The sequence below is a fragment of the Micromonospora sp. NPDC049203 genome (assembly GCF_043197215.1).
Taxonomy (GTDB): domain Bacteria; phylum Actinomycetota; class Actinomycetes; order Mycobacteriales; family Micromonosporaceae; genus Micromonospora.
The window spans coordinates 1-2749 of sequence record NZ_JBICSV010000021.1 but is presented as its reverse complement, the minus strand read 5'-3'; the positions used below and the strand labels follow the sequence as shown (position 1 = coordinate 2749).

Sequence of the window (2749 nt, the reverse complement as noted above, 5' to 3'; positions counted from 1 at the left end):
AACTGATATGTATATCAGTCAACTGTTAGGAATGAAGTTCTCGCGCTGAGTCACTGAGCAGGCAGAACACCTTTCATCTGTTAGGCCCTGGTAACCTGAAGCAGTCCTGACCGCTAGGACAGCCGACCAGTGGAAGCCCGACTAGCAGGGAGCGCCATGACATCTCCCCAGGGCCGTACCGAGCGGCCGGAGGCCCGGCACCAGCAGGTGGCGCGCAACATCCGCAACGAGATCGAGGCCGGTCGGCTCGTCCACGGCACTGCGCTGCCCTCCACCAGGAAGCTCGCCGAGGAGTGGGACGTCAGCGTCTTCACCATCACCGAAGCGATGAAGGTCTTGGCTGACGAAGGGCTCGTCATCAACGAGTCGCGGTCCAAGCGCGTAGTGAACGCTCCCGACCAGCTGCGCCGCAGCGAGGTCCGTCCGCAGCGCCCCCGCGTGATCCTGGTCGGCGGCTACGCAGGTAGCGGCAAGACTGAGTTGGGCCGCATCCTGGCACGCGAGACGGGTTGGCCGATGCTCGACAAGGACACGTTGACCCGACCAGTAGTCGAGGCAGCGCTGGAGACGCTGGGACTCTCTCCGCACGATCGAGAGTCGCAGACGTACCTGGACACCATCCGCCCCAGGGAATACGAAGCCCTCCAAGACGCTGCCAGCGAGAACGTGCAGTGCGGCAACAGCGTCATCGTCACCGCTCCATTCATCCGCGAGTTCAACGACCCCGCATGGATGGCCCGGACTCGCGCCTACTACCAGGCTGCGAGTGCAGTCGCGGTGGTGGTCTGGGTGTACTGCGACGGTGACACGATGCTGACCTACGTACGCCGCCGGGGAGCTGCCCGAGACGCGTTCAAACTGGCCGACTGGCGCCGGTACCTGGAGATCATCAATCTCGATTTCCGGCCGCCAGGTGAGCATTTCGTGGTGGACAACTCCGCATCAAGCCGGCCGCTGCAAGAGCAGGCTAAGGAGCTGGTGCAGGGAATCCTGGCGGACGAGGTCCCCTGATGCGCGGCGTGATCCTCTACGGCCCGCCGGCAGCAGGCAAGGACACCGTGACCTCAGCCCTGTACGAACTCGACACCCGGTTCACGTTGTACCAGCGCCTGAAGGCGGGGCCCGGCCGTACCACCGGCTACCGGATGACGGATACGGCGACGCTCGACCGGATGCGCCAGCGCGGCGAAGTGGTGTGGGAGAACCAGCGGTACGAAGCTCGATACGTGGTCGATCGACCGTCACTGGTCCAGCAGTTGTCGGACGGTGTGCCGGTCGTGCACCTAGGCCAGCGGGCCGCCGTCGCAGCTATTGCCCGAGCGGTACCAGGCGCACGTTGGGTGGTGGCGTACCTGTGGTGCCCCCGAAAGAGCGCTGAACAGCGGATCATTAACAGGGGGACCGGAGACACGACCGCTCGGCTCCAGGCGTGGGACGCCACCGAGGATCTACCCGAGGCGGACCTCACGCTGAACACGGCCGAGTTGTCCCCGGCGGTCGCAGCGCAGCGCATTCACCGCCGCGTCCTGGCGGATGACCGCCGAGCATCTCATGTGTGACGGTGATGAGGACCAGGGCGCCACGAGCAAACCGCGGTGACTAGGCAGACGTCTTCCCTGAGGCGTCGCCGCTCATCTCGCGCCACTGACCGCCATCGGCTTGAACCAGACGCTTCACCATGTTCCTGGCTTCCTCTTCCGTGTCGAACTCCCAGCGGAGCACCTTGCCTGTCTCGGAGTCACCCGCCCTGGCTACGACGTGCCATCGGATCTCGCGGGCAAGCCACACGTCACGGCGAGTCAACCGACCCCAAGCGCCGTTCCACCAGCGTGTCACCTGCTCTTTGCCCACACCCGTGATCGTACATGCGTTCTAATTAACGGGTCAGCGAAGGCGTAGAGAGAGGTGAGAGCCCAGGCAGGTTGTACCGCGAAGGGTCCGCAGGGCCGACAGGAGAAGGAGGGTACGAGCGACCAGGCGCGGGCAAGCGAGCGGCGACCGTTTTCTGACAGCGATGAGCCGGGCGTTCAGCGGAGCAGCACCGGATGACGCGGACCGGGTGGATGTTGTGTGGTGCCGGCTGGGTCGACTGGGAGCGCTGTCCGTGATCTGTTGCCGAATTGGCCTGTACTAGATCAAGCGCGTTCCGCGCGGCGCGGACCGGGGCGCGGCAAACGGCTCCTGCGGAGCCGCCGCCCCGGCGCAAGTGCGCCGGGGCGGAAAATCAGCCGGCCCGAACCCCACGCCCCGCCCCGCGCGTCACACCTGGGGTAGTGAGGTGACCCGGTGACGAGTCCCGAAGGACGACCAGGGCCAGGCGGACACGCTTCCACCCGTTCCCGGCGATCCCGATGCAGCACGAGATTCGGCGGGCCACCGCGGCGGACGAAGTTGCCGAACGGTTCCGCACGGTCGCTCAGGCCCCAGGGTGGGGAAGGGGTGGAGGTGGTGTTGGGGTGGTGGGGTGGGGAAGGGGTGCGGGTTAGAGCTGTGCCTCCGGCGGGGGCCAGACGACTCCAGGATGGAGTTGCCGAACGGTTCCGGTAGGAGAGTGGTTGAGGTGGGATGCCATCCCGTCAGCCACCGACCCAGGCAAGCCGAGCAGACCAGGGCCAGGGTGACAAGGTCGTACGTCCAGTAGGGCGCTCCACCTTGTCACCCTGGCCCTGGCCCGCTCCACGGAGTGTGGGTCGGCGGCAGACGGGATGGCATGAGGCGGACGCGCGTAGGTGCGCAGTCTTGATCTTTG

Annotated in this window: 3 protein-coding genes; 2 read left to right on the top strand and 1 reads right to left on the bottom strand. The window is 65.9% G+C overall.

Translation table 11 applies throughout. From position 1 onward, the window contains the following. Positions 1 to 156 precede the first annotated feature (156 nt). Together ACGFIA_RS28505 and ACGFIA_RS28500 are read left to right on the top strand one after the other, a co-directional pair. Positions 157 to 1011, top strand: coding sequence for a GntR family transcriptional regulator (locus tag ACGFIA_RS28505; protein WP_393262997.1), 855 nt, complete (start codon positions 157 to 159; stop codon positions 1009 to 1011). Next, positions 1011 to 1559, top strand: a complete 549-nt coding sequence (locus ACGFIA_RS28500) for a kinase (RefSeq protein ID WP_393262994.1) — start codon at positions 1011 to 1013, stop codon at positions 1557 to 1559. The genes ACGFIA_RS28505 and ACGFIA_RS28500 overlap by 1 nt, the downstream gene beginning before the upstream one ends. Positions 1560 to 1599: 40 nt before the next feature. Here ACGFIA_RS28500 and ACGFIA_RS28495 read toward each other — a convergent pair whose 3' ends face one another. After that, complete coding sequence (locus ACGFIA_RS28495) at positions 1600 to 1851, bottom strand: hypothetical protein (RefSeq protein ID WP_393262991.1); 252 nt, start codon at positions 1849 to 1851, stop codon at positions 1600 to 1602. Positions 1852 to 2749: the final 898 nt, after the last annotated feature.

Bases quoted from the DNA above. Each gene is read 5' to 3' on its own strand.
- ACGFIA_RS28500 (WP_393262994.1), top strand. From the start codon at position 1,011: ATGCGCGGCGTGATCCTCTACGGCCCGCCGGCAGCAGGCAAGGACACC.
- ACGFIA_RS28505 (WP_393262997.1), top strand. From the start codon at position 157: ATGACATCTCCCCAGGGCCGTACCGAGCGGCCGGAGGCCCGGCACCAG.